The 25,318-nt window shown below is 60.2% G+C and carries 23 protein-coding genes and 1 tRNA gene; 10 read left to right on the top strand and 14 right to left on the bottom strand.

Annotated elements, in window-relative coordinates; translation table 11 throughout:
• Nucleotides 1-224 precede the first annotated feature (224 nt).
• The 6 genes from PHI64_RS00370 to PHI64_RS00390 all read left to right on the top strand — a co-directional run bounded on the left by PHI64_RS00370 (nucleotide 225) and on the right by PHI64_RS00390 (nucleotide 6,269).
• The gene (locus PHI64_RS00370) at nucleotides 225-1,529 is read left to right on the top strand and encodes a site-specific integrase (RefSeq protein WP_299876844.1); all 1,305 of its coding nucleotides are present in this window, start codon (nucleotides 225-227) and stop codon (nucleotides 1,527-1,529) included.
• A gap of 234 nt (nucleotides 1,530-1,763) precedes the next feature.
• Nucleotides 1,764-1,937, top strand: coding sequence for a hypothetical protein (locus PHI64_RS00375; RefSeq protein ID WP_299876847.1), 174 nt, complete (start codon nucleotides 1,764-1,766; stop codon nucleotides 1,935-1,937).
• Nucleotides 1,934-2,158, top strand: coding sequence for a helix-turn-helix domain-containing protein (locus PHI64_RS23545; RefSeq protein ID WP_366945104.1), 225 nt, complete (start codon nucleotides 1,934-1,936; stop codon nucleotides 2,156-2,158). The genes PHI64_RS00375 and PHI64_RS23545 overlap by 4 nt, the downstream gene beginning before the upstream one ends.
• Nucleotides 2,159-2,579: 421 nt before the next feature.
• Nucleotides 2,580-4,556, top strand: a complete 1,977-nt coding sequence (locus PHI64_RS00380) for an AAA family ATPase (protein ID WP_299876850.1) — start codon at nucleotides 2,580-2,582, stop codon at nucleotides 4,554-4,556.
• A gap of 600 nt (nucleotides 4,557-5,156) precedes the next feature.
• The gene (locus PHI64_RS00385) at nucleotides 5,157-5,801 is read left to right on the top strand and encodes a J domain-containing protein (RefSeq protein WP_299876853.1); all 645 of its coding nucleotides are present in this window, start codon (nucleotides 5,157-5,159) and stop codon (nucleotides 5,799-5,801) included.
• 27 nt (nucleotides 5,802-5,828) lie between these two features.
• Nucleotides 5,829-6,269 (top strand): hypothetical protein, encoded by a 441-nt coding sequence (locus tag PHI64_RS00390; RefSeq protein ID WP_299876855.1) that lies wholly within the window; start codon nucleotides 5,829-5,831, stop codon nucleotides 6,267-6,269.
• Nucleotides 6,270-6,376: 107 nt separating this feature from the next.
• Here PHI64_RS00390 and PHI64_RS00395 read toward each other — a convergent pair.
• From PHI64_RS00395 to PHI64_RS00430, 8 genes are all read right to left on the bottom strand, one after another.
• A tRNA-Thr gene (locus tag PHI64_RS00395) sits at nucleotides 6,377-6,452 on the bottom strand.
• Nucleotides 6,453-6,569: 117 nt separating this feature from the next.
• The gene (locus PHI64_RS00400) at nucleotides 6,570-10,379 is read right to left on the bottom strand and encodes a PilC/PilY family type IV pilus protein (RefSeq protein ID WP_299876858.1); all 3,810 of its coding nucleotides are present in this window, start codon (nucleotides 10,377-10,379) and stop codon (nucleotides 6,570-6,572) included.
• Between the two features lie 28 nt (nucleotides 10,380-10,407).
• Nucleotides 10,408-11,067, bottom strand: coding sequence for a hypothetical protein (locus PHI64_RS00405; protein WP_299876861.1), 660 nt, complete (start codon nucleotides 11,065-11,067; stop codon nucleotides 10,408-10,410).
• Between the two features lie 19 nt (nucleotides 11,068-11,086).
• Complete coding sequence (locus tag PHI64_RS00410; RefSeq protein WP_299876864.1) at nucleotides 11,087-12,316, bottom strand: hypothetical protein; 1,230 nt, start codon at nucleotides 12,314-12,316, stop codon at nucleotides 11,087-11,089.
• On the bottom strand, nucleotides 12,291-12,722 hold the full coding sequence (locus tag PHI64_RS00415) for a hypothetical protein (protein ID WP_299876867.1): 432 nt from the start codon (nucleotides 12,720-12,722) through the stop codon (nucleotides 12,291-12,293). The genes PHI64_RS00410 and PHI64_RS00415 overlap by 26 nt, the downstream gene beginning before the upstream one ends.
• Before the next feature lie 12 nt (nucleotides 12,723-12,734).
• Nucleotides 12,735-13,334, bottom strand: coding sequence for a GspH/FimT family pseudopilin (locus PHI64_RS00420; RefSeq protein ID WP_299876870.1), 600 nt, complete (start codon nucleotides 13,332-13,334; stop codon nucleotides 12,735-12,737).
• The gene (locus PHI64_RS00425) at nucleotides 13,328-13,750 is read right to left on the bottom strand and encodes a type IV pilin protein (protein ID WP_299876873.1); all 423 of its coding nucleotides are present in this window, start codon (nucleotides 13,748-13,750) and stop codon (nucleotides 13,328-13,330) included. Before PHI64_RS00425 ends, PHI64_RS00420 begins: the two co-directional genes overlap by 7 nt.
• An 805-nt stretch (nucleotides 13,751-14,555) precedes the next feature.
• Nucleotides 14,556-15,464: a LysR family transcriptional regulator gene (locus tag PHI64_RS00430; protein WP_299876876.1), complete on the bottom strand. Its 909-nt coding sequence runs from the start codon at nucleotides 15,462-15,464 to the stop codon at nucleotides 14,556-14,558.
• Nucleotides 15,465-15,652: 188 nt separating this feature from the next.
• On the opposite strand from PHI64_RS00430, the gene PHI64_RS00435 reads away from it, so the two are divergent.
• Together PHI64_RS00435 and aceB are read left to right on the top strand one after the other, a co-directional pair.
• Complete coding sequence (locus PHI64_RS00435; protein ID WP_299876879.1) at nucleotides 15,653-16,345, top strand: haloacid dehalogenase type II; 693 nt, start codon at nucleotides 15,653-15,655, stop codon at nucleotides 16,343-16,345.
• 36 nt (nucleotides 16,346-16,381) lie between these two features.
• Nucleotides 16,382-17,980 (top strand): malate synthase A, encoded by a 1,599-nt coding sequence (gene aceB, locus PHI64_RS00440; RefSeq protein ID WP_299876882.1) that lies wholly within the window; start codon nucleotides 16,382-16,384, stop codon nucleotides 17,978-17,980.
• A 151-nt stretch (nucleotides 17,981-18,131) separates the two neighbouring features.
• On the opposite strand, the gene PHI64_RS00445 is transcribed toward aceB, so the two are convergent.
• From PHI64_RS00445 to PHI64_RS00465, 5 genes are all read right to left on the bottom strand, one after another.
• Entirely contained in the window at nucleotides 18,132-18,914 is a 783-nt protein-coding gene (locus PHI64_RS00445; RefSeq protein ID WP_299876885.1) for a PEP-CTERM sorting domain-containing protein, read from the bottom strand.
• Between the two features lie 281 nt (nucleotides 18,915-19,195).
• Nucleotides 19,196-19,492 (bottom strand): DUF167 family protein, encoded by a 297-nt coding sequence (locus PHI64_RS00450; RefSeq protein WP_299876888.1) that lies wholly within the window; start codon nucleotides 19,490-19,492, stop codon nucleotides 19,196-19,198.
• Between the two features lie 7 nt (nucleotides 19,493-19,499).
• Nucleotides 19,500-20,072: a YggT family protein gene (locus PHI64_RS00455; RefSeq protein WP_299876891.1), complete on the bottom strand. Its 573-nt coding sequence runs from the start codon at nucleotides 20,070-20,072 to the stop codon at nucleotides 19,500-19,502.
• Between the two features lie 12 nt (nucleotides 20,073-20,084).
• Nucleotides 20,085-20,897, bottom strand: coding sequence for a pyrroline-5-carboxylate reductase (proC, locus tag PHI64_RS00460; protein ID WP_299876894.1), 813 nt, complete (start codon nucleotides 20,895-20,897; stop codon nucleotides 20,085-20,087).
• Nucleotides 20,898-20,930: 33 nt separating this feature from the next.
• Nucleotides 20,931-21,626 (bottom strand): YggS family pyridoxal phosphate-dependent enzyme, encoded by a 696-nt coding sequence (locus PHI64_RS00465; RefSeq protein ID WP_299876897.1) that lies wholly within the window; start codon nucleotides 21,624-21,626, stop codon nucleotides 20,931-20,933.
• Nucleotides 21,627-21,722: 96 nt separating this feature from the next.
• Here PHI64_RS00465 and PHI64_RS00470 point away from each other — a divergent pair, with 96 nt between their 5' ends.
• Complete coding sequence (locus tag PHI64_RS00470; protein ID WP_299876900.1) at nucleotides 21,723-22,766, top strand: type IV pilus twitching motility protein PilT; 1,044 nt, start codon at nucleotides 21,723-21,725, stop codon at nucleotides 22,764-22,766.
• 61 nt (nucleotides 22,767-22,827) lie between these two features.
• Nucleotides 22,828-23,961: a PilT/PilU family type 4a pilus ATPase gene (locus PHI64_RS00475; RefSeq protein ID WP_299876903.1), complete on the top strand. Its 1,134-nt coding sequence runs from the start codon at nucleotides 22,828-22,830 to the stop codon at nucleotides 23,959-23,961.
• 163 nt (nucleotides 23,962-24,124) lie between these two features.
• Here the strand turns inward: PHI64_RS00475 and PHI64_RS00480 are convergent, their stop codons facing one another.
• On the bottom strand, nucleotides 24,125-25,297 hold the full coding sequence (locus PHI64_RS00480; protein ID WP_299876906.1) for a THUMP domain-containing protein: 1,173 nt from the start codon (nucleotides 25,295-25,297) through the stop codon (nucleotides 24,125-24,127).
• Nucleotides 25,298-25,318 lie beyond the last annotated feature (21 nt).

Raw genomic sequence — 25,318 nt, forward strand, 5'->3', positions numbered from 1 at the left:
GTGTTGGTGCCGCTGACCGGAATCGAACTGGTGACCTTCGCATTACGAAATCGAAGGTAATGGTATTTACCTGGATGCACCTCTACTTAGCCATAGCTAAATTTTACTTATCAATCAGTAAATTACGAAATTTTGGCATTGATTTCCGTTCATCTGTATAGGTAGAATTTGGCTACACAGTGGCTACACGGGCGGTCCATGTAGCCAACCGAGGGCCATTCTTCATGCAGCGCGAACGCCTAACGCTCGAACGCATCAGCCGATTTTCCTGCCCGCCTAACGCCAAGCAGGCATTCTTGTGGGACACCGACGCCCCCCGCCTTGCCGTACGCGCGACCACAGGGGCGAAATCGTTTGTGTTTGAAGCCAAGCTGAACCGCCGAACGATCCGCGTGACGGTTGGCGATGTGAGGGCTTGGAGCCTAGAGAGCGCACGAGCAGAAGCCCGCCGCCTTCAAACCTTAGTCGATCAAGGCACTGATCCCCGCCAAGAAAAGGCGGATAAACTCGCCGCCCTTGAAGCCAAGCGTGAAGAGGATCGGCGGCGACACTTGCCTGCCTTGGAGGCTTGGGACGCCTACCTTGAGGCTCGAAAAGTGAAGTGGAGCCCTCGCACCCTCCTCGATCATCAGCGCCTGTCCGCCCCCGGCGGGAAGCCGAAAACGCGGGGGCGCAAGCAAGGTGAAGGCGACACCACACTGCCGGGCGCCTTGATTCCGCTTCTTGCCCTTCCGCTATCGAAAATCAACAGCGAAACGGTTGGCGAGTGGTTCAAGCCCGAGCTCGCCAAGCGCCCTACTCAGGCCAATAACGCCTTCGTCCGCCTTCGTGCCTTCCTCAACTGGTGCGCCGACCGCCCCGAGTACCAGAATCAAACAGCCAAGGGTATCTGCGAAACCAAGGGCTTGAAGGACCAGCAGCCAAAGAAAGCGGCCAAGGACGACTGTCTGCAGCGCGAGCAGGTGGCGCTATGGTTCGCTCATGTTCGACAGATCCACAACCCGGTGATCGCCGCTTACCTGCAGACGGCCCTGCTTACCGGTGCCCGCCGCGAGGAGGTGGCCGGCATCCAGTGGGCTGATGTGGATTTCCAATGGAAATCCATCGCCATCAAGGACAAGGTCGAAGGCGAGCGCACCATCCCGCTGACCCCCTACGTTGCCGCCCTACTGGCTTCCTTGCCGCGCAGGAATAAGTGGGTGTTTTCGAGCCCTACCGCCAAGGACGGACGCCTGCAGGAACCGCGTAACGCCCACAACAAGGCACTGGCTTCAGCTGGGCTACCGCCCCTGTCCATTCACGGCCTGCGCCGCTCTTTTGGCACCTTGGCCGAGTGGGTGGAGGTGCCTGCCGGCATCGTCGCGCAGATCATGGGCCACAAGCCCAGCGCAACCGCTGAGAAGCACTACCGCCGCCGCCCCCTGGACCTTCTGCGCATGTGGCACGTGAAAATCGAGGCCTGGATTCTGGAGCAGGCTGGCATCGAACAACCGGGCGAAGGAAAGATGTGCTTGCGGGTCGTGGCCTGATACTGGCAAGCCTAGCGAACACAGGCGACTTGGACGCTCTTTAAGCAGGTGGTATTGGCAGGGTCGCCGTGGAGCCCATGGACGAACTAGAAGGACCTAAAGCTCTGGCACCAACCCCACAGCGTCGGGCTGCTCCGTTAACTCAGGCTATAGTGACTTCCATCTATACGCCTAAATACAATCCTTCAACCTGATGCGCAGGGCATTTGCCCAGCCCAGGCACTGGAGGATGCCATGAGCACCGATCTGAGGTACGAACTCTCCTGCAAAGACTTTGCCGCCCTTAATCAAGTCAAGCCAGCAACGGTTAGAACACGCCTCTGCCTGTTCGGCGACTACTTCGGCGTGACCCCACGGAAGCTCCGGAACGGGCGCCTTGCCTTCCCTGCCGTACAGGTGCAGAGGTGAGTCGCCCTCAAACCACTCGGCTGCTGGATGCGCTCCGGCAGGGGTCAGTCTCAACGTTCCACGCACGAATGGAACTCGACATTGCTCACCGCGCTATGCGGATCTGCGAATCGCGAGAAGCGGGGCACCGAATCGATACGATCTGGGATCACACCCTGACCAGCAGCGGTCGGCGCACCCGTATCGCTCTTTATACCCTAATCAAAGAGGCCTGCCTGTGAATGGCAAAAGCCCGGCGGCAACCGGGCTCTTGTCGAAACAACCTTCAACTTCTTGGAACGAAGCCATGAGACATTTTACCGATAGCAAAACGAAAAACAAGCCCAGCCTGAACGACGCTCTGGCAGGGATCAAGCGCCCCCGCCGCGGCGAACAATTCACCCCTGCGGCACTTAGCAAGCTCGACGAAAACCTCCGGCAGAATGGGCCGATTCAGACCACCGGCCCAGCGCCACAAGTGCCGGCGAGGGCGGTTCGAGGCTGCGACGGTGTATGGGACCTCATCATTGACACCTGTCCCTACTGCCACTGCCGACATTTTCACGGAGGCGGAGGGGCGGATCAGCCTAGCTCGTATGGTCATCGGAATAGCCACTGCGGCCCCTGGTTCGACAATCCGGGGTATATCCTGGAGGGCGAAGCATGAACGCCCCTATCCCGACCGCTGCCACCTCTACCCTTGCCAGCATGAAAGCTGCTCGCCGCTGGCTGCTCCGAGCCTCCGACAAGAAGCCCGTGTATGCAGATGGAACGCCCCGCCGGGGCGAACTAGACGGACCCGAGGATGTTGCGCGCCTTGTGACCTACGCCGAAGCCCAGGAGGCACTGCAGCGCCTGCAGCCCACGCGCCCCGACCTTGCCGGGCTCGGCTTTTCGCTGGGGCCAGACGGGGCTGGCTGCTGGCAAGGGATCGATCTCGATCACATCTCACTCCGCCCTGACCTCGCAGAGCTTGCTGAAACCCTTCCAGGTTATGTTGAAACCTCCATCGGCGGCGACGGCCTGCATAGCATCGGTTACGGGCCGTCGTTCGCCAATACCGCTCATGCGGGCGTGGAGGCCTACTGCGGCAAGCGCTACTTCAGCTTTTCAGGCGAAGTAGTACGGGATGAACCTCCCGCCGACCTTCGGCCGTTCATCTCCATGTATGCGGAGTTGTTCCATCCCCCCAAGGGCTCAGAAAGCCAGCTGAAATCCCCTCAGGACGGTTTCATCGTACCGTTAGCGCCAGACGTCCTTGCCGACCTCAAAAGCGCCCTGGAGCACCTAAGCCCCCTTGCCAGTGACTACGCAACGTGGATTGCCTGCGGGCAGGCTCTAGCCGATCCCCAATTGTGCGGTGAGGGAAAGCAATTGTGGTTCGACTGGTCCGCTGTAGATCCACGCTTCAACCCCGAGCAGGCAGAGCGTAAATGGCTGGGATTCCGCCCAACGTCTACCGGGTACGCCGCCATTTTTTCGCGCGCGCAGGCAGCAGGCTGGACCAACCCACGCGCCGTTGGCGTAATGCAACCGGCGAGTAGCAACGAGCCTGCGGCAAGGTTCAAGCTGGTCTCCCTCGCCGGCCTGACCGATGCACCGCCACCTGCACCGGAGTTCTGGATCGAGGATCTTCTCCCCGCCAAGGTCGTAACCTTGCTCGGTGCACACGGCGGCACCGGAAAGACAATGCTGGGTTTGATTGCCGCAGTGAGTATGGCAACGGGCCGGCCCTTCATGGGTAAAGTGACGAAGCGCGCCAAGGTGCTAGTGGTTAGCGGTGAGGACGACGGCGGAATCGTTCGGTGGCGATTGGCGAAAATTTGCGAACAGTATGCTATCGGCGAGTCCGAGCTGGATGGGTGGCTCACGGTTCTGGATGCAACTGAGGACGATCCGACTCTGTACGCGGAAATGCTCGCGAACGGCACGCGCGCGGGAGTCCCAACCAATGGGTATGCGGAGCTGAAGGTGATCGGCGCAAAATATGACGTTTTGATTATCGACAACGCGTCCGACGTATATGCAGCCGACGAGAATGCTCGCAGTCAGGTTAGAGGGTTCATCCGTTCCCTAGCCAAACTCGTGCGGGAACAGGCGGGCGCTGTCCTGCTACTCGTCCATATCGATAAGACCACTGCCAGATCGGGCGGATCGGAAGGTTACTCCGGAAGTACCGCCTGGCATAACTCAGCCCGAAGCCGACTATTCCTAAAGGCAGATGAGCACAATGCTCTCATCCTAGAACACCAAAAGTCCAACTTCGGGAAGAGGGCGGAACCGATTGGGCTGTGCTGGTCGGACAGTGGCGTTCTGACGCTGGCAGAGGGCGGCGGGCGATGGGCTAGCGGCACAGATGATCGAGACGCGGTGCTTTCACTGCTCGCCGAGTATCAAGACCGTGGAGAGGTCGTATCGTACTCGACCCACTCCCCATACAACGCGTGGAAGTTATTACACCAGCAGCCCAGCTTCCCGAAGCGGCTTAAGAAGGATCAGCTAGGAGGTATCTTGCGCGACGCAGAACGTGCCGGCCTTCTGGTGCGCGAGCAGGGGCGGAACAGCAGCAGGCACAAGACGGAAAGTTGGAAGGTCTCGGCAGCTGGGCGAGCAGCCATCGACCTGTCTAGGCTGTTCTAGGGACTGCGGCGACTATGCGCTGACTCAACTTAGCGCAGTCGCCGCAGCACCCCAGTGCGCGCGGCGCGGCAACTAGGGGGGTATGGGGGGAGTCGCGCCGCCCCCCGCCCCTGCCTGCGTCAGGTGCGGCGACTCACAGTTACCGCATAGTTAGCGCAGTCGCCGCAGAGATTCAGACTCACCGGGGCCCCTGAAGGCGGGTCATACACGCGGAGGCAAAGACCCCCAGCGGCCGAGAGTTTTCGGATTCTCAAACCTCTGATAGTGTATTTTTGTACAGTGCAACACTTCACTGCGACGCCCTCTAGCCATGCCTGATAATGCGGAAATACCCCCTGCGCATGAGTACAGAAAAGCCCCCTTTCGTTTTTCTGGCTATAGCCTAGCTCCCGCTTTGTAGACTCAGGAGACGAACTCTTTTGCGAGGGGCTAGTTAGGCGCTGGACAATCGAAAAGTCCGCGCTTTGGCATAGGGACTTTAGCTACCACGGATCAGATGTTCGCATTGAGCTCCGGCAAATTTACGCAGGAGTGATTGAGGTACCGTAGTGGCAAACATTGCAAGCGCGCCCCGGAATCAGCGCACAAAGGACATGAGAAATGAAGAAGACTCTCTACGACATACTTGCCATTCAGCCATCCGCCACTGCAGACGCTATCGAGGAGGCTTACAGAACTAAACTGGATTATCAGCAGAACTTAAAGCAGTCTGGAGACCCCGAGGCAGATAACAACATTGTCAAACTACGAGGAGCGTACGATGTTTTATCAAATGATAAGCGTCGTGCCGAATACGACAAACGACTATCAGCGCTCTCCGCAACGGATTATCCACATAGCCAAAAATCAAGCAGCGACGTTAAGAAAGGGCCAGGGATGATTAAAATTGGTCTCGGCCTAGTTGTGGTTATCGGCATTGCCAATGGCGTACTTAGGACAGAGACGAAGTCGAACGACACAGAGGCAGTTATACATAACGTAGAGTACGCGGTCACTGGAATAGCGACAACTGAGGCGTCCCTGACCTACAGTAACAATCAGGGCGGTACTGAGCAGCAGACAGTTACGCTTCCCTGGTCTAAGACCATGCCCATGATCAAAGGCCAGCACTTCTACCTATCTGCTCAAAACTCTGCAAGCACAGGTACCATCTACGCGCAGATTAGTGTCGATGGGAATCTTGTGAAGCTGTCCGAATCCTCGGGGGCTTACACCATCGCAACAGCGCACGGCAACTGTTGCTAACTGCAAGTTAAACGAGGGGAAAAGGTGGTGAAGCTCAAAGCAACCACAGACGATCAGGCACTGCGGGCAACGCAGGTTTCGCCGAACGACTGGATCTGCTCATCTTGCGGATCGGTCGGAGAGTATCGGCGCATCCGTCCAGGCTCCGATGTAATCGAGTTAGTTCTGTGGCTGTGTGGCATCGTCCCCGGCCTGATCTATTCAAGCTGGCGCAACTCAAAGAAAACGACCGCCTGCACGCACTGCGCTGCAATGACGATGATTGCGGTTGGATCGCCAGTGGGTCGGGAACTGCTCGCTAGAACATCACCGAACATCCAGATCGTGGCGAGTGCAGCGCCGCGCCAGCCTCAGATGACTACTGGGGAGAGGGTGGTGGCCCAAGCGGGGCGGATAGCCATATGGATTTTAATAGCGATGCTCGCGGTCCCTGCCATCTTTTCTCTGTTGGCCGCCGTAGTGTCGTGAATCGCCTGACAGGCAAGGATTGGACGCCACTGGCTACACAGTGGCTACACGAAGCCAAAAAACAAAAAGGCCAACCCCGAAGAGTTGGCCTAAGTGCTTGTTTCTGTTGGTGCCGCTGACCGGAATCGAACTGGTGACCTTCGCATTACGAATGCGCTGCTCTACCGACTGAGCTACAGCGGCTAACAACAGCCCTCTATAATACAGCTACCGCTCTATCCACGCAAGCTCCGAGAGGATATCCAAGACTGCCGAAACACGGCTTCCCTAACCGTCTTTAGACCGGAGGGCCACTCTTGCTTACTGGCCAATGATCCGCCAGTTAAGGACGCGCGGATCGCCGAAACCGCCAATCTGGCTGCCCACAAAACTAGGGCCACTTGCATTGCCATAGGAACCAAGCAAGCGAATCGACGAGCCGTAGCGCACCTGCTTGGAACCAACAATACCCGACGCGGAAGTAACGAAAGCTATTGGGACCCGAACCCCATTTTGTATAGTCGCAAAAGCACTCTTAGCTGATCCGTACTTGACAGCATAGGCAGCACTCTCACCCCCCGGATTGCATTTATCCTGATTCATCAGCGTACCTACCCACGAGACAATACCTTCATTCACCTGAGGATGTTGAACAACCTGTTCAGCAAGCGTACCACGCAATCCAGTCAAGTCATAAAACCACCCCATGGGCTTGGATGAATCTTGTGTAACACCATCGATCAAATTGGTAACTTGAACCATATTTTTCCGTTCAACAGGGAAACTCACTCCGCTCGGTAACGGATTAGCTGCACCTGAATCCGAGGAATACGGGTCGGACACGGTTCCATCTCTAAGTGAGTAAAAGGTCTGCTGCTGAGTGTTGCTCCTATCGTTCGTATGTAAAAGCTTACCGGTCCCAACGAACAAGTAACGAACTAGATCCGCACCGGGGTCGACCCTAGGCTCTGTAGTAACAGGCTGAGGATTGCCTTGAGAATCCCGCAACTTGAGAATTGGTGTACTCACATTTGGCACACTATTGGAAGCACTTGTAAAGTCAAAGCGCCATACATTGCCAAGCAAATCTCCCGCATAAATAAAGTCCACTGTCATATCCGAATAATCCGTAACAAACCCTGTCATATGAGCCAAACCGGCAGGATTAGCGGCACTCCCTTCATTGGTATAGACCTTTTGCAGAAGGCTGCCACTCTTCGGATCAAGCACGAACAACACCCCTTTTCCAGGAACACTCGTATTCGAAGTTCCCAGGGTATTGTTGTAACCGGCAGCAATCACAACGACCCAACCCCACTTCCGGGTCTTCACGATGAAGGGCCGCCCGTAGCTGAAGCCCATGTCTTCGTGGGTGAATTCCCAGAGCACCTTGCTCGCGATGGTGGTCTCGCTGGTGGAGGAAGTGGGCGTATCGGTTATGTCCAGGGCGACATAGCTACGCCCCCCCTTGCCAAGGCCGAAAACCAGCAAGGTCCGCCAATCGGAAGAGGCGGGATCGGTCGTGATGGTGCCACCTGCCCGCTTGAAGTCCACATCCCGGGAGAAGGGCGTGCTGTTGACGTAATAGTGGTGGAGGTAGGCATTGTCGGTCAGCGCCCTGAGGCCACTTTCGGCCGGCTTGGCATCAGGGCCAAGATAGGTCGCGTTGGGAATCACCGCAAAAAGCTCTCCTCCCCCCGACGTCGTTAGCTGCCCATCAAAAGCATGCAGCATGCCATCGTTGGCCCCCACATAAACAACAGGCTTGCGCGATGCCTTATTGGTCTTGAAAGTGGAATAGCCGGGGTTGTATGCATCGGAGTAATACTGGCTCGGAGGACCGACGTACAGGGCTCCGGAATCCACGATATCGCCAAGAACAGAGGCACGGTAACGATAGGACTTGCGCAGGGTCAGGGTCGACTGGTTGGTGACATCACCGCGCAGATAGCTCAGCACCTTGGCCTGCTCGGTTGAGGAGCCGAGGGCTGCCTTCTGAGCGGCCGAGAGGTTGGCCAGCCGGAAGGGAACCCCCTTCAGCGTACCGGTGCTGTCGGGAGACAGGGTGACGACCTTGCGCGCAGTATCCCAGCCGCTTCCACTCACCAGGGAATCCAGCTTTGACGCAGCGCTCCAGGCCTGAGATGTCGTGATCACCCCAGTACTAACGTTTATTGAATCGATCTTCAATCCCTTAAGATCGCCAGACCAATACAAGGAGTTGTATGTCGTTTGAAAGAAACCGTCAGAAGCCAGGCTATCGGAAATCACCGACCCAGTCGTACCTACACCCGAAGCAGAGCCGATCAGGGAATTGATCTGGCTGAAAGCCGAATTGAGGCCGGACACCAGACGATCAGGATCGGAAGCAGGGAAATAGGTATCAGGAATGGCCGTACCCTTGTAGGTCTGACCGAAGGCATTCCATTCACCATTATCAGGTACGCCATTGCCGTTGGTATCGGTAAAGCCACCATACTTCGCTGCCTTGAAGTACTGGTTATTGCCGGCCATGGTGGAATACTCGAGGGCATCCACCCAGAAAGTCTTGATACGGGCATCGGGAAAGTCACTGCGCAGCGGCTTGGTATTGGCGGCGTAGGCCATGCCGGCAATGTAATCGTAGGTCAGGCTGTAGCCGCTGAGCTTCCTGGTCCATGCATTGACAGTCTCACCATTCAGTCTCTCGCCGGCCACCAGCGAATCCATGCTGTAGCCACTACCCGAAAGATTGTTGTCGCAGTTGTCACCACAGGTGTTCGTATCCCCAATGCCGATGATGAACTGCTTCTGGCAACTACCGCCTTGCGAAGCCGGCAAGACGGGGTCTATCCAGTTGGTGATGACCGGAAAGTCATCCTTGATATTGATCCGCTGCGCTGTCGAGACCCCTTTGGGTATCGCCGAATAGCTCGGCACATGCCCGATCCCGGACGGCCCGAGCAGATAGCGCAGGGCCACCGCGTACATTTCGCTGACGTTGTCGTAGCGCTTGTAGCTCTTGGCCTTGTAACCGAACAGGTTCAGGTAATTGATGGCGCCCGTGCGGCTCACCTCCCCATCCCCCTGCCTGTCAGCCGGGAACGGATCCTGCAGGAAGGCCCCGGTCTCGAGCACCTCCTCCCGCGTGTCACGGATCTGAGCCTTGAGCACGCCACCATCCCATGCCTTCAGGAGCGTGTCCGAACCATAGGTGTCGCCATTCAGGTTATGGTAACCGACGGCACCGAAACGCATTTTCTGGAGGTTTTTCTGAATCAGGCCAACCGGCTTGTAGACGCGCTTTGTCTTGTCGGCGTTCTCATACTTCTGACAGTAGAACTGGTCGGCGTATTCGTGCTTCGACGTGTCCGTGCCACTGCACACCAGCACCCGCACCTGGTAGCTCTTGTACTTGGTGCCCGACGAATTGCCATTGCTGTAGCTGAACTCTACGTTGATGCCCTTGTTGTAAACAGTGGCAATGAGATTATTGGAGCCACTGGTCGACAAGGCGGTGTATTTCGTGATGTTCCCTGAAGCCAGAGACTTGTCAGGGAAGTTGGACTTTGAACCCTGATCGTTCGACCACGCCTTCTTCAGGATGGTGACCCCCACCGGGGTGCTCGCGGAGAAATCGGCAGGCTCGTCCTGATCCCGTGCACCACCGGTCATGGCCCAGCGGAACAGGTCGATCACGTGCATGGTGGCCCAGTTCATGTAATTGCCGGACCACTCGCCAGAGCAGGTGTAATTGGAGCCCTGGATGCTTGCCGTGGGGTAAAAGTAGCCGTTGGTTTCCGACCCCGAATAATCGTAGCAGCGGGTCGGATCGAAATAGCCCAGATACTTTCGGGTCGGCTCGAAATAAGGGTCAGCGGTTGACGATGCAGCCAATGCGGTAACGCCGTAGGCGCCGGTACTGAAGTTCGCATGACTCTGGGCAGTAGGGAACTCCACGGACAGCGCAAGCATCACGTTGGCCGGAACCGCCTCTGTGCTGGCAGAAATGGGCACATCGGCCAAGGCCGTATCTGCCGCATACGCTCCTGGTAGCGCTGCGTTCCACGCGGCCACCACGACGAGAGAACGGGCCGCAAGGACCTTCCAGTGGGGAAAAGAGACCCCGGTCACACGGTTGGATGCGTTCATGTCGGTATATCCCCAACTCATTTCAGTATCACTCTTCCAGGAACGTCACGGTCCATTGGGCGTAGGTCTGGCTATTGCGCACACCGTCGGTGCGCACGGTAACGCGGTAAAGTGGGGAGGCAACTGAACCCGGCTTACCCTCCCATCCATCTCCGAAATCCCATAAGTCGCTCGAAAGCACACAAGTCACTTTATTTGACGGCCCATAGGTCTCGCACATGCGCTCAATTAGGAAGCGAACTTCATTACCCCCCTTTCCGTTGACACTGTTCACGGTGATCGGCGCGATCTTGAACATCGTATCAAACTGGGTTTTGTTCTTGATGATCAAGGGGATGCCGTTCTCGTCGGACTCCAGCATGCGGGGATAGAAGTTGAGCTTGGCCCACTCTCCGGCTGCGGTACACGCCGTCCCCGTATTCGCAGGCGGAGGGCAGCCTACGACGGAATCCTGATAGCCCCGGAAATTTGCCAACTTCATGGTCTCAAACGCTTTATTGAGCCCACCTGCGGCACTATTTATAGAATCGCGCTTGAAACCGATGTTGCCGGACAGCAAGGCCGAGGTATCAACTGAATTCAGCAGAGACACCGAGCCCAGCATCATGACGACCAGTACCACCAGCACCACGGCGAGAACCACGCCATGCTGCCGTCGGGAAGAGAGATGTCGTAGTTTCGAGGACATTCGGGATCCACACGCAAAATCAGATGTTCGGGGGTGTTCTCATGCTGCGCAGAGGAATCACCCATTCGTAGGTCTGGTACTGGTAGCGCTGCTCCTCGGTGCTCAGCGTCCGACTGAAGCGCCGGGTAGAACCCAGATCCTGGAAAAGCTCGATGCTGGTCAAGGGAGCGGGGGTCGTGATCGGCTGCGAGGAGCGCACCACCATCGCGATCCGAAGTGCCTTGATGTAGCCGATCCGCTGCTGGGTTGCACGCTTGCCGTCCATCAGATCGGCAAAGGTCCACCCGGACTCCGAAGGGGCAACCCACTCATCGACAGCGTTGTCATTGATGTCCCCCCCCACACCGTTATCCAGGCCATAGCGCGCCTTGATCAGGAAGATGTTCTCGCCGATGATCTGTGGGTCGATCCGCTTGAGCAGGTCGTACTGAACGAGTTCGCTGTCACTGTTGACCCCCAGCATGGCGAAGTTCGGGCTGTCCCGCAGACCAAGATGGTAGGCCACTCCCTTCTTCCCGGAGTAAATCGAAGCATCAACCGCTCCATAAGTAGCAGTATTTAAAGGGATAAGCTTATTGAAGGTGACGACTTTAAGACCAAGAGACGCATCATTGACAACAGTCGGTGCAACCATAGTGTTGGAAGCCTGGACAACACGGCAGTCGCCCGGATCTGTAGGCAGATGTGGCACAGCCAGAATCAAATCAAAATTTGATGCAGGTGCGCTGCTTTTTAGCCCCATTCCGATAGTAGGGGACTGCACGACCAATGAATCGCCAGTAGCAGACGAGAACCCCTTTCCTTGATTACCGGCCGCCGAATCTCCGGCCATCATAATTATCACATCCGACCCGCTCCCGCCATTGACAATGGCTGCTGGCACGGCCCGCAATGTCTGAGGCACAGAGGAGAACGGACTGGGGTAGCCGGAGGGGCTGGGAAGCACAGCATTGCCAGACTGGGTGACCAGCAACCTGCACCCCCACACCCATTGCCCGCCCCGGGCCAGACCGGACCCCGCCTCCTGGATCAGCATGTCTAACCGCTGAGCAGCAATGGCAGCCGACTGGAGCGCATCCCCCGTTCCGGAGAGATTGCGCCGATAGGTTTCGCTGGACGAAAAGCTCTGCATGATCACCAGGCTGGCAACCAACCCGACAACCATCCCGACCATCATTTCGACGATGCTCAGACCCGCTTGCCGCTGGCGCCGCCGCATGGCTTCAGAACAACATTGTTTCGGTGACATAGCTTCCGTGCTCCATTGCTTTTGCCCCGGGCAGATCCCACTCAAGCGTAACCTTGACCACAAAGGTATCAACCGCATTGCCATTGGCGATTTCCACCTTGGCATACGGATTTGGCAGTTTGCTCGCCTCCTTCACCCGCTTGGTAAACCAGGCATGGGCAGAAGCTCCACCGCCACCGGTAGACTCATAGGTGTATTCCGACACTACCGACACCCGCTTGGCAACCGCCATCTTGGAGATCAGCTCATCCGCAAGAATTGCGGCCTCGGTGCGGAAGCGGCTATCTGTTGCAATTCGCGTGGATGCGGCCTGAAAACCGATCATGCCGAGCAGGCCGAGCGAAAAGATCAGCAAGGCCACCAGCGCCTCAAGCAGTACATAGCCGCGCTCTCCACGAACTTTCATGGCATTCATTCCTTACGCAGCCGGACAATCGGTTGCAGACAGCATGGGCTGACAGGCCCTCGGGTCACCGCTGGCCTTCGACGGATCGCACATCTTGACTGCCCCGCCGGGCGTCACGAACACGCAGTAGGCCACCGTGGCACTGGCTCTGGATACCCTGAAGACCTGCTTGCTGCCGACCGGAGCACTGCTCAGGTCCAGAACACGTCCCGAACCATTGAAGCGCACCCCGGCCGGCCCCTGATAGACCACATCGCTGGACATCTGGCTGGTCGAAATACCATTCACGTAACGGTTGGCAGCAGTGCTGTCTGCCATCCGGACGACCCAGTTATCACCATCGGCCTTTGCTGTCAGGCTACCGACCGTGGCCACGCTGGGCGTACCGTCGGTGAGAATGAAATCCACCTCACCATTACGCCGGATCGCCTCACCCTCGGCCTGCCTCAGGGCGTTCTGGATCACCTCGGCGGCGGCCCCCACCGAATTATTGCGGATCATGTAGGTCATGGACGGCACCGCGATGGACAGCAGGATGGCCCCGATGATCAGGACGACCAACAACTCGAGAAGAGTGAAGCCCTGCTGGGCCGGACGTTGAGTGTTCAGCACGACGATTGACTCTTGCTCATCAGCCAGCAATTGGCACTGGAGGACGGCGTCACAGACGCCTTCTCGCCGCTTTCATTGATGGAATACCAGTAGCCACTCATACCTTTCGCGGAATCCCCGGTAATCCTCAAGGTGAAGGTGGTGTCGGTACATGCCGGCGTGTGCGCCACCGTAAAGGGAAGATCCGTGAAATAGGGGCTCATGTCAGGACAATTTCCACCCGGCTTATAGGTTCGCTGGGAATTGAATACCTGCTCCATCCGCACCTTCGCCTCGGCCAGCGCCTCGACACCCTGGGCGATCTTGCCGCGGGCGACGTGATCCATGTAGGACGGAATGGCGATGGATGCCAGGATTCCGATGATCACCATCACGATCAACAACTCCAACAGCGTAAAGCCCCGCGCTTCTCTCATAATTCCCTCCTTCGATGCTCAATAATCCCGCCAGCCCATGTCAAATGCGAGCCGGCGGCGACAGGCGGAGCTTCCGTGCAGACAAGCGGCACGGGGCAAGCGGCACCATCCAGCCTATCCTTCAGAGCAACCCTGCCGCGCTTGTCCGCCTCGCCCGCGCCCCATGACACCCGCCCCCCCTCTCTCGCTGCCGATCGCCACCGGCCTGTCCATCGCCCTGCATGTGGCTGCGTTGATCAGCTGGCCGCAGCCTCCGGGCCCGGGTGGGCTACAGGCCGTGACACGGCCACCGCTGGATGTGCGCTTCGCCCGGACCAGCCGTCCAGTAGCCGCTTCGCCCCTCCCGGCCCCATTGCCCGAAACTCACCCTCTCACCGCCACGGCGCCCATAGCACCTGTCCCCACACCCGCCCCCACAAGTCCCCCGGCGATGCCGGAACCCGCCCCCCTCCCCTCCCCCGAAGCCACCGAATTGCCGCTGCCGGTGTTTCCGATAGAGGCCCTCAGCCGGCTCCCGACCCTTGCCACCGAGATCTCGCCCGAGGACTGGCCATCCACCCCGGGCGCACCATCCGGCAACTTCAAGATAGAGGTGGACGTCGGGCCGGACGGCCGGGTGATGCGGGTGAATCCGATCTGTGAGCCACAGATGTGCGAAGCAGCCTCAATCTACGCTGGGTCCATCTTGGGATGGCGCTTCGCCCCTGCGGAAATCCTCGGGCACCGGGTCAGCAGCCGGATTCATGTGGAATTTGAGATCGGCTCCCCGGAAAGCCAAGGATTCAACGCCACACCGGTAACGCCATCACGCCCCGCCACGCCAGTAGTCCGGCCGGCCGAAACAGCTCCGTAGGTGATCGATCAGCAGACGAACCCGCAGGGGCAGGCGGCGATTCTGGGGAAACACCGCGTAGATCCCTGTCGGTGGCGCCGCAAAGGCATCCAGCACCGACACCAGCGTTCCCGCAGCGAGATCCCTCTCGACCTCCCACATCGAGCGCCAGGCCAGCCCGATCCCGCCCACCGCCCATTCGTGCAGCACCGTTCCATCATTGCACTCGAAGCGTCCTGAGACCTTGATCGTGCGGGTCTGGCCTGGCGCATCCGGGTCGGCGAACACCCAGCCCCGTTGCGGGTCCAGGGAGAGACAGTCGTGCTGCACCAGCGCATCGGGCGTCTCCGGCGTGCCGCAACGGACCAGATAGGCGGGGCTCGCCACCACCACACGCCGGTTGTCGGCCAGGCGTACCGACACCAGGCTGGAGTCGCTCAACTCCCCGATGCGAATGGAGCAATCCACCCCTTCGTTAACCAGATCCACCAGGCGGTCGCTCAAATCCAGGCTGCACGTCACTTCGGTGTTGGCACGCAGGAAGTCACGCACCAGCGGCGCCACATGCCGCCGCCCGAACCCCGCAGGCGCAGACACCTTGATATGCCCGCTGGCCTTCACGCCCCCCAGGCTGACCGATGCCTCCGCGTTGGCAAGGTCGTTGAGAATGCGCTGACAATCCTCCAGGAAGGCACTGCCTTCAAAGGTCAGGCTGAGCTTGCGGGTGGTACGCACCAGCAACTTCACCCCCAGGCGCTCCTCCAGGGCATCGATACGTCGCCCCATCATGGCGGGTGTCACGCCATCAGCCCGAGCCGCCGCAGACAAGCTACCGCGAGTGGCCACACTGACGAAGGCTTCAATTTCTTTAAAGTTGTTCACTTGATACTAAAAGTAAAAAATCATTTGATTTTATTATGGCTTCTTTTTTCTTTAGTCATTGAATAAACTTCGTCCCATTGAGGTGGAGGAGACAGGATCCCGAGAGGTGCCACCCGGCCACGAGCCAGGCAGATGCACCTCCGAGGAACCAACCACAACCCCTAATTTCAAGCACAAGGTCACAGAGCATGGCTCATCCGCCACGAATCCAGGCTGTCGCATTCGATGCCTTCGGCACGCTCTTCGACGTCTATTCCGTCGGTCTCCTGGCCGAGCAGCTCTACCCCGGCAAAGGCGCCGCCCTGGCCGACCTGTGGCGCAGCAAGCAAATCGAGTACAGCTTCATCCGCAGCCTGTCCGGGCGCTACAAGCCCTTCTGGGACATTACCCGGGACGGTCTGCGCTTCGCCGCCGCCAGGCTGGGTCTCGAACTGGACACGGTGCGCTGCACCCAGCTGATGAACCAGTACGCCTGCCTGTCGCCCTTCCCCGAAAATCTGGGCGCCCTCAAGGCCCTCAAGCAAGCGGGCATCCCCACTGCCATCCTCTCCAACGGCACGCCCGGGATGCTGGAAGTCGCCATCAAGAGCGCCGGCATGCATGGCCTGTTCGACCACGTGCTGTCGGTGGATGCCGTGCACAAGTACAAGACCAGCCCCGACGCCTACGCACTGGCCCCCGCAGCCTTCAACTGCCCCGCCGAGCGTATCCTCTTCGTTTCCTCCAACGGCTGGGATGCCGCCGGCGCAAGCTGGTATGGTTTTCAGACCTTCTGGATCAACCGCAGCGGCCAGCCCCTGGAACACCTGGACGTGACGCCCACCGTCCAGGGCAGCCTGCTCACCGATGTTGTCGATTTTGTGGCGCGCCAGCGCGCCTGAACCTTTGTTTTCCAACCTTCCGATACAGGAGTCACCATGAGCCTTACCCTCCCCGCCGGCCTGCAGATCAACGCCCCGCTTCAACCGGGCTATGAAACCATCCTCACCCCGGAAGCCCTCGAACTGGTCGCCAAGCTGCACCGCGCCTTCGAGCCCCGCCGCCAGGAACTGCTGAAGGCCCGCGTCGAGCGCCAGGCCCGCATCGATGCCGGCGAGAAGCTCGACTTCCTGCCCGAAACCAAGGCCATTCGCGAAGGCGACTGGAAAATCGCCCCGCTGCCCAAGGCCCTCGAACGTCGTCGTACCGAGATCACGGGCCCGGTCGAAGCCAAGATGATCATCAACGCCTTCAACTCCGGCGCTGATTCCTACATGACCGACTTCGAGGACTCCAACAGCCCGAAGTGGGACAACCAGATCCAGGGCCAGGTCAACATCTACAAGGCCATCCGCCGCGAGCTGTCGTTCAAGAACGAAGCGGGCAAGGAATACAAGCTCAACGACAAGATCGCCACCCTGCAGATCCGCCCCCGTGGCTGGCACCTGGACGAGAAGCACGTCACCGTTGATGGCCAACGTGTTTCCGGCGGCATCTTCGACTTCGCCCTGGTCTTCTTCCACAACGCCAAGGAGCAGATCGCCCGTGGCGCCGGCCCGTTCTACTACCTACCGAAGATGGAAAGCCACCTCGAGGCCCGCCTGTGGAACGACATCTTCGTGATGGCCCAGGACCACATCGGCCTGCCCCAGGGCACCATCAAGGCCACAGTGCTGGTCGAAACCATCCTCGCCACTTTTGAGATGGAAGAGATCCTGTTTGAGCTGCGCAACCACTCCGCCGGCCTCAACGCCGGTCGCTGGGACTACATCTTCTCCTGCATCAAGAAGTTCAAGAAGAATGCGGACTTCTGCCTGGCCCAGCGCAGCGCCATCACCATGGAAGTGCCCTTCATGCGCGGCTACGCCCTGGCCCTGGTGCAGGCCTGCCACAAGCGCGGCGCCCCCGCCATGGGCGGCATGTCGGCCCTGATCCCGATCAAGAACGATCCGGAAGCCAACGAAAAGGCCCTGGCTGGCATTCGTCACGACAAGACCCGCGACGCCAACGACGGCTTTGACGGCGGCTGGGTGGCTCACCCGGGCCTCGTCGCCATCGCCGCCGAAGAGTTCCAGAAGGTGCTCGGCGACAAGCCCAACCAATGGGAGAAGCAGGTGGAAGGCAAGTTCGGCCCCGAACAGTGGCTCGACTTCCGCCCCACCACTCCGATCACCGAAGCCGGCCTGCGCAACAACATCAACGTGGGCATTCACTACCTGGGCTCCTGGCTGGCCGGCAACGGCTGCGTGCCCATCCACAACCTGATGGAAGACGCGGCCACCGCCGAGATCTCCCGCTCCCAGGTGTGGCAGTGGGTGGTCAGCCCGAAGGGCATCCTTGATGACGGCCGCAAGGTCACCGTCGAGATGGTGCGCCCGATGATCGCCGAGGAACTGGCCAAGGTGAAGGCCACCGTCACCGCCCAGGGCGAGGACACCGCCAGCTACGATCAGGCCGCGGAGATCTTCGACAAGATGTCTCTGACTCCGGAATACCCCGAGTTCCTGACCCTGCCGCTGTACGAGGCGATGGACTGAGCGTTTGCACACAGCCCTGCCCGGGCACCATGGCCGGGCAGCAAAACAGGAGGCTTCGGCCTCCTGTTTTCGTTCACGTCCCCGGGCAAGCGTCCAATAAAAAAACCTCGCCGAAGCGAGGTTTTTTTATGTCTGCCGAAGCAGGCTGTACTTACTTGGCAGCCTTGCGACGGACAGCGCCCAGGGCAGCCATGCCGATACCCAGCAGCGCCATGCTGGCGGGCTCGGGGACCTGACCGGTGGGCGGGGTCACGACCGGGCCTTGGCCGACGTTGATGATGCTGTTATCGATGCCACGGGTGAAGTCGTAGAAGTTGTCGTACGGGTCCACGTCCTGAACCTGGAAGGTCAGGGTCGGGGTCGCCACCAGGGTACCGTACAGGGCGGCCAGCAGGACGGAATCAGTGGAGCTGAACCAGCCGGTGTCGACCAGGTTGTCACGGAAGCCCTTGTTGGTACCGGAGCCAATCTGGGCGCCCAGGGAAGTGGTCTCCTGGGTATTCACCGCCGTCCAGTCACCAAAATTGAGGCCGTTCACCAGCAGGTTGTTGTCACCGTCATCGAAGTTGCCGATACCGGTGTCACCGTCGTACAGAGTGAAACGGATCGAAAAGGACTGGAAACCACCCCCCAGGGCGGACAGCACGCTGGAGCTGAAACCGGTCTGAACACCAATGGTGCCGGGGTTGCCGCGGTAGCCAACGGGCGTACCGCTGTCGTAGAAGCCCACGTACAGGGAAGACGCAGCCAGCTGGCTGATGACGCGGGCACCGTTGGTGCCCACGGCCTCGACGACGATACCGCCGACGGTGCTGGCACCCACGGAGGTGGCGTCAAAACCGGTCGGGGTGGTGGAGGTGAAGACGCTAGCAGAAGCGCTGCCGGCAGCAAGGGCAATCGCGCAAGCGGCGGCGATCTTGTTGAGACGAACCATGATGACTCCCTGGAAAAAATGCATCTGAAGTTGGACGACGACACCAGTGATGCCAGGACTAAATCCGCAACACTTATACACAAACAGAGCAAATCTCGGGCCAGGGCATGGCCATGAATTAAAAATTCGTTAAAAATCAAAAAATTGTGTAAAGAAACAAATCTGAAGCGAAGCTAGAAACATTATTTATTCGCAGATTTGTAAAATATCCCGACATCCGGAACAGCGTTTGCCGCCCCTCAGCCCCCCTTCCGAACCAGTCTCCCCGGCAGGATCCCGCCTCAGCCACCGTCCGGGAGCAACGCCGCCAGCACCTCGTCCGCCACGCCGGTGATGCGGACGCGCTTGGCCCGCGCGCTCTCGCCACTCACCAAGGCGACGTCGCTCCTGGAAACACCGCAAACCCTGGCCAGGTAGGCGATGAGCGCCGCATTGGCCTTTCCGTCCACCGGCGGTGCGGCGAGCCTGATCTTGAGGGCCTCGCCGTGAAGGCCGACGATTTCGGTCTTCTTCGCACCCGGCTGGATGTGCAGCGTGAGCATTACGCTGCCATCCGCCGCCCGGCTCAACCAAACCATGGCCGACTCAGGCCAGACCGATCAGCATGTACTTGCCCATGGCCAGCGCGCTCAGAAGCACCTGCAGCACCAGCAACAGGGCAATCGGCGTCAGGTCCACACCACCCACCAGCGGGATGACCCGCCGGAACGGGCGCAAGAAGGGCTCGGCCAGCGCATTGATGAGACCGGCCATGAGTGCATGGGGATTGACCCACGACAGCACTGCCGACATCAGGACCACGCCCATCAGCAAATAGAGCGCCACCTTGACCGTCTCGAGAAGGCCCCCCCCCCACATCACCACCAGCATGCTCAGGGGATCGGCGATACCGATCACCCCCTTCACACCGAGCGCCACAAACACCACCAGCACCTGTACCACCCAGGCCGGCAGCAGGCTGGCCAGATCCAGCCCACCCAACCCGGGAATGAAGCGCCGCAGCGGCAACACCAGCCAGTCGGTGGTAGCCACCACGAACTGACCGATGGGGTTACGGAAGGAAATCCGCTGCCACTGCATCACGAAGCGGGCCAGCAACACGCCCGACAGCAAACCACCCAGGGTATCGACGATCGTCAGCAAAAGGCTACCGAGCATGTCCGTCCCCCGTCAGTCGCGGCCGAGCTGCTCGCCCAGCTCCCGCCCCCGGGCCTCTGCGGCACGCACGGCCCGCTCGACCACGGCCGGAAAACCGTCCGCTGCAAACGACGCCAATGCCGCCGCAGTCGTCCCCCCCTTGGAGGTGACACGCTCCCGCAGCACGCCGGGCGACTCCTCACTGCCGGCCGCCAGGCGGGCCGCGCCCAGCACCGTGTCGATGGCCAGCTTGCGGGCGGTGCTGGCGTCAAAACCAATGGACTCGCCCGCCGCCTGGAGGGATTCGATGAAATGGAAAACGTAGGCAGGCCCGCTCCCGGATATGGCAGTCACGCCGTCGATCTGCGCTTCATCGGCAACCCACACCGTACTCCCAACTGCAGCCAGCACACGCTCGGCGGCAGCTCGGCCGGCCTCGTCCACCCCAGCGCTGGCAAACAGGCCGGTGATGCCGGCACCGATCAGAGCCGGCGTATTGGGCATGGCCCGCACCAGGTTGCCGTAGCCCCCCAGCCAGCGGCCGATGTCCACCAGGCGCAGGCCGGCGGCAATGCTCACCACCACCTGGCGCGTCAGCCGGCCAGCGATGGGGGCAACGGCACCCCGGAGTTGCTGGGGCTTGACCGCCAGCACCAGCACGTCGCAGGCCAGCGCCTGCTCGTCCAGGCTTTCCACGGCACGCACACCGAAGTTGCTCGCCAGCTTGTTGCGGCCCTCGGCACTGAGCTCGATGGCCTGCAGTTCGTCAGCCTTGAAGCCTTGCTTGAGCAGGCCGCCGATCAGGGCTGCTGCCATGTTGCCGCCGCCCAGGAAGGTGATTTTCATCGGTTCGTTCCAGTGTTGAGTGAATTTGTTGGGTCAGGCCCGCGCGCCGAAGATCGCAGTGCCCACCCGGACTATCGTCGTGCCTTCGGCCACCGCGGCCTCGAGATCGTCCGACATGCCCATGGAGAGGGTATCGAGGAGCAGCCCGGAGGCGACCAGGCCGTCCTTCAGCTGCCGCAGGGTGGCAAAACGTGCCCGCTGCAAGCCTACATCCGATGTTGCTTCGGGGATGGTCATCAGCCCGCGCAGTTGCAGGCGCGGGAGGGCAGCCACCGCCCGGGCCAGCTCAGGCAGGGCATCGGGGGCGACACCGCTCTTGCTGGCCTCGCCACTCACGTTGACCTGGATGCACACCTGCAGGGGCGGCAGATGCACGTCCCGCTGCTCGGACAGACGCTGGGCGATACGAAGGCGATCGACAGAGTGCACCCACGCAAAGGCATTCGCCACCGGGCGGGTCTTGTTGCTCTGCAGCGGGCCGATGAAGTGCCACTCAAGGCTCAGGCCTGCCAGCACATCGAGCTTGTCGATGGCCTCCTGCACATAGCTTTCGCCAAAGGCCCGCTGGCCTGCGCTTGCAGCCGCCTGCACGCTTTCGGCCGGCCAGGTCTTGCTGACCGCCAGCAGGCGTACTTCGGAGGGATCACGGCCGGAGGCGATGGCAGCCTGCGCAATGCGCTCGGCGATGTTTTGCAGGCGGGCGGATATGCCTGATTTATAATCTTGCAAAGCTCAATTTCTGGGCAGTCGGGGCTCTTGAGTATAGCATCGGCTCCGAGCCCGACTTCCCGCCCGACAATCCCTGCCCTGCCGCGAGTCCCCACGATGGATATCACCGAACTGCTGGCCTTTACAGTCAAGAACAAGGCGTCCGACCTGCACGTTTCAGCTGGCCTGCCACCCATGATCCGGGTCCATGGCGACGTGCGCCGGATCAACCTGCCCGCCCTCGCCCACAAGGACGTCCATGGCATGGTGTACGACATCATGAATGACGCCCAGCGCAAGCAGTACGAAGAATATCTGGAGACCGACTTTTCCTTCGAGATCCCCAACCTGGCGCGCTTCCGGGTGAACGCCTTCAACCAGAACCGCGGTGCGGCCGCCGTGTTCCGGGTCATTCCCTCCAAGGTCATGACCCTCGAAGAACTCAACTGTCCGAAGATATTCAAGGAGATCGCCAACCAGCCCCGAGGCATCGTGCTGGTCACCGGCCCCACCGGCTCAGGCAAATCCACCACCCTCGCGGCGATGGTCGACTACGTGAATGAAAACGAGTACGGCCACATCCTGACCATCGAAGACCCTATCGAATTCGTCCATGAATCCAAGCGCTGCCTGATCAACCAGCGCGAAGTGTCCCGCGACACCCAGTCCTTCAACGCCGCCCTGCGCTCCGCCCTGCGGGAAGATCCGGACGTGGTGCTGGTGGGCGAAATGCGCGACCTGGAAACCATCCGCCTGGCCCTAACCGCCGCCGAAACCGGCCACCTGGTATTCGGCACCCTGCACACCTCGTCGGCCGCCAAGACCATCGACCGTATCGTGGACGTTTTCCCCGCCAACGAAAAGGACATGGTTCGGGCAATGATGTCCGAGTCCCTGCGGGCGGTGATTTCGCAAACCCTGCTCAAGACCAAGGACGGCACCGGCCGCGTGGCCGCCCACGAGATCATGATCGGCACCCCCGCCATCCGCAACCTGATCCGGGAAAACAAGGTGGCGCAGATGTACTCCGCCATCCAGACCGGCCAGAACATCGGCATGCAGACCCTCGACCAGTGCCTGGCAGACATGGTCCGGCGCAACATCGTGTCGGGCTCGGAAGCCCGCCTGCGCGCCCAGAACAAGGACAGCTTCCCCGCCTGAGCCTCGGGAAGCCCCACCGCTCCACCAGACAGCCGGCCCGCCCCGGCAACAGGAACCCACCATGGAACGTGATCAGGCACTCAAGTTCATGCACGACCTCCTGCGCCTCATGGTGCAGAAGAACGGCTCGGACCTCTTCATCACCACCAATTTTCCGCCGGCCATCAAGATCGACGGCAAAATCATTCCCCAGTCCAACCAGCAGCTCACCCACACCCATACCTCAGAGCTGGCCCGGGTGATCATGAGCGACCGCCAGGCCCAGGAGTTCGAAGCCACCAAGGAGTGCAACTTCGCCATCTCACCGCCGGGCATCGGGCGCTTCCGAGCCAACGCCTTCATCCAGCAGGGCCAGGTCGGGCTGGTACTGCGGACCATCCCCCAGAAGATCCCCACCTTCGACTCCCTCGGCCTGCCCCCTGTACTCAAGGACATCACCATGTCCAAGCGCGGGCTGGTGATCTTCGTCGGCGGCACGGGCACCGGCAAGACCACCTCGCTGGCGGCGATGGTCGATTACCGCAACGAGAAATCCTTTGGGCACATCATTACCATCGAAGACCCGATCGAGTTCGTGCACGCCCACAAGAACTGCATCGTGACCCAGCGGGAGGTCGGCATCGACACCGACTCCTGGGAGCCCGCGCTCAAGAACACCCTGCGTCAGGCACCCGACGTGATTCTGATGGGTGAGATCCGCGACCGGGAGACCATGGACTATGCCATCGCCTTCGCCGAAACCGGCCACCTGTGCCTGGCCACGCTGCACGCCAACAGCGCCAACCAGGCCATCGACCGGATCGTCAACTTCTTCCCCGAAGAGCGCCGCCACCAGCTGCTGATGGACCTCTCCCTCAACCTGCGCGCCCTCATCTCCCAGCGCCTGCTGCCCATGTGCGACCGCAAAGGGCGGGTACCGGCCGTCGAGGTGATGCTCAACTCGCCACTGATCTCCGACCTGATCTTCAAGGGCGAGATCCCGGGCATCAAGGAGGTCATGAAGCGCTCAGTGGACCTCGGCATGCAAACCTTCGACCAGAGTCTTTTCGACCTCTACGAGAAGGGCATGATCACCTACGAGGATGCCCTGCGCAACGCCGACTCCATGAACGACCTGCGCCTGCAGATCAAGCTCAAGAGCCGCCGGGGCGACAAGGACGTGCTTTCCGGCATCCAGAACCTCGACATCGTGTGAATGGGGCATGAAGCTACTGCGCGGTCCAATCTCGCGACTGCGGTGCTCGCCGTACTCAAGTACGGCTGCGCGCCTCATCGCAACCTTGGACCGCTCGCTACGCTTCCTGCCCCCATTCGGCTTGCCCTGTTTAAAGGGCTCGCCGCTGACTTTCCAGACACCCTCAATCGTTCAGATCTTCATTGTCCGATGGCTTGGGTTTGCGGGCTGAGCCGGCGACCATCTGGTATTCGAACAGGCGGCATTCGATGGCGCCGTTGAACAGCGGAGTGCGCTTGCTGGCCTTGAGGCGGACGCCTTTGGGCAGAGCCGGGTCTCCGCTGAAGAAGTAGCAGCGCCAGCCCGCCCAGTGGGCTTTAAGGGCGTCGCCGAGTTTCGGGTAGAAGGCTTCCAGTTCTGCCGTATCCGACAGACGCACGCCGTAGGGAGGGTTGGCAATCAGCACGCCGGACGCGGCAGGCGCCTGCAGATCCAGCAGATCCCCGCGCCCCACCTCCACACATCCCTCCAGACCGGCGCTGCGCAGGTTCACGATGGTCTTGCGCTGCTGGGCTTCCAGGATGTCGGAGCCATAGATGGCCAGCTTGCGGGGTGCCCGACGGCGTGCTTCGGCGGCCTGCCGGATGGGCTGCCAGACCTCCCTTTCGTACTGTTTGAAGCGCTCGAAGGCAAAGTGGCGGCCCAGGCCCGGCGCCACGTCGAGGGCCATCTGGGCCGCTTCGATAAGGAAGGTGCCGCTGCCGCACATGGGGTCGCACAGGGCCTCCTCGCCTGGCTTCCAGCCTGTGAGGCGCAGGATGCCGGCTGCAAGATTCTCCTTGAGAGGGGCTTCCACCGCCGCCTGCTTGAAGCCACGCTTGTAAAGCGCATCCCCCGAGGTGTCCAGATACAGCGTGACCGTATCGGCCGACAGGAAGGCGTGGATGCGCATGTCAGGCGACTGGGTGTCCACATCCGGCCGCCGCCCGGCGACGGTGCGGAAGTGGTCACAGACCGCATCCTTGATACGCAGGGTGGCAAACTCCAGACTGCGCAGGGGCGACTTGTGGGCCACCACGAACACGCGGATGGTCTGATCGGGCGTAAACCAGCGAGCCCAGGTGGGCGCATAAGCGATACGGTAAATGTCCTCCTCGCTGCGGTAGCGGCCCATGGTGATCTGCCACAGCACGCGGGTAGCGATGCGGCTTTCCAGGTTGACCCGATAGCACAGAGACCAGTCACCAGCAAAATGAACGCCGCCGGGCACGATCCTGGGGTCGATGACACCGAGGGCCTTCAGCTCGTCGGCAAGGATGGGCTCAAGGCCGCGGGGACAGGGAGAAAAGAAATTCAAGGCAGACGTCCGGATTAAAGA

The sequence above is a fragment of the Zoogloea sp. genome, from assembly GCF_028689785.1.
In the GTDB taxonomy this organism is placed as follows: Bacteria; Pseudomonadota; Gammaproteobacteria; order Burkholderiales; family Rhodocyclaceae; genus Zoogloea.

Coding starts and splice junctions, on each gene's coding strand:
- PHI64_RS00475 (WP_299876903.1), top strand. CDS start 22,828: ATGGAACGTGATCAGGCACTCAAGTTCATGCACGACCTCCTGCGCCTC.
- PHI64_RS00415 (WP_299876867.1), bottom strand. CDS start 12,722: ATGAAAGTTCGTGGAGAGCGCGGCTATGTACTGCTTGAGGCGCTGGTG.
- PHI64_RS00450 (WP_299876888.1), bottom strand. CDS start 19,492: ATGGTTTGGTTGAGCCGGGCGGCGGATGGCAGCGTAATGCTCACGCTG.
- PHI64_RS00375 (WP_299876847.1), top strand. CDS start 1,764: ATGAGCACCGATCTGAGGTACGAACTCTCCTGCAAAGACTTTGCCGCC.
- PHI64_RS00385 (WP_299876853.1), top strand. CDS start 5,157: ATGAAGAAGACTCTCTACGACATACTTGCCATTCAGCCATCCGCCACT.
- PHI64_RS00425 (WP_299876873.1), bottom strand. CDS start 13,750: ATGAGAGAAGCGCGGGGCTTTACGCTGTTGGAGTTGTTGATCGTGATG.
- PHI64_RS00470 (WP_299876900.1), top strand. CDS start 21,723: ATGGATATCACCGAACTGCTGGCCTTTACAGTCAAGAACAAGGCGTCC.
- proC (WP_299876894.1), bottom strand. CDS start 20,897: ATGAAAATCACCTTCCTGGGCGGCGGCAACATGGCAGCAGCCCTGATC.
- PHI64_RS00380 (WP_299876850.1), top strand. CDS start 2,580: ATGAACGCCCCTATCCCGACCGCTGCCACCTCTACCCTTGCCAGCATG.
- PHI64_RS00445 (WP_299876885.1), bottom strand. CDS start 18,914: ATGGTTCGTCTCAACAAGATCGCCGCCGCTTGCGCGATTGCCCTTGCT.
- PHI64_RS00400 (WP_299876858.1), bottom strand. CDS start 10,379: ATGAACGCATCCAACCGTGTGACCGGGGTCTCTTTTCCCCACTGGAAG.
- PHI64_RS00455 (WP_299876891.1), bottom strand. CDS start 20,072: ATGCTCGGTAGCCTTTTGCTGACGATCGTCGATACCCTGGGTGGTTTG.
- PHI64_RS00405 (WP_299876861.1), bottom strand. CDS start 11,067: ATGTCCTCGAAACTACGACATCTCTCTTCCCGACGGCAGCATGGCGTG.
- PHI64_RS00410 (WP_299876864.1), bottom strand. CDS start 12,316: ATGTCACCGAAACAATGTTGTTCTGAAGCCATGCGGCGGCGCCAGCGG.
- aceB (WP_299876882.1), top strand. CDS start 16,382: ATGAGCCTTACCCTCCCCGCCGGCCTGCAGATCAACGCCCCGCTTCAA.
- PHI64_RS00370 (WP_299876844.1), top strand. CDS start 225: ATGCAGCGCGAACGCCTAACGCTCGAACGCATCAGCCGATTTTCCTGC.
- PHI64_RS00435 (WP_299876879.1), top strand. CDS start 15,653: ATGGCTCATCCGCCACGAATCCAGGCTGTCGCATTCGATGCCTTCGGC.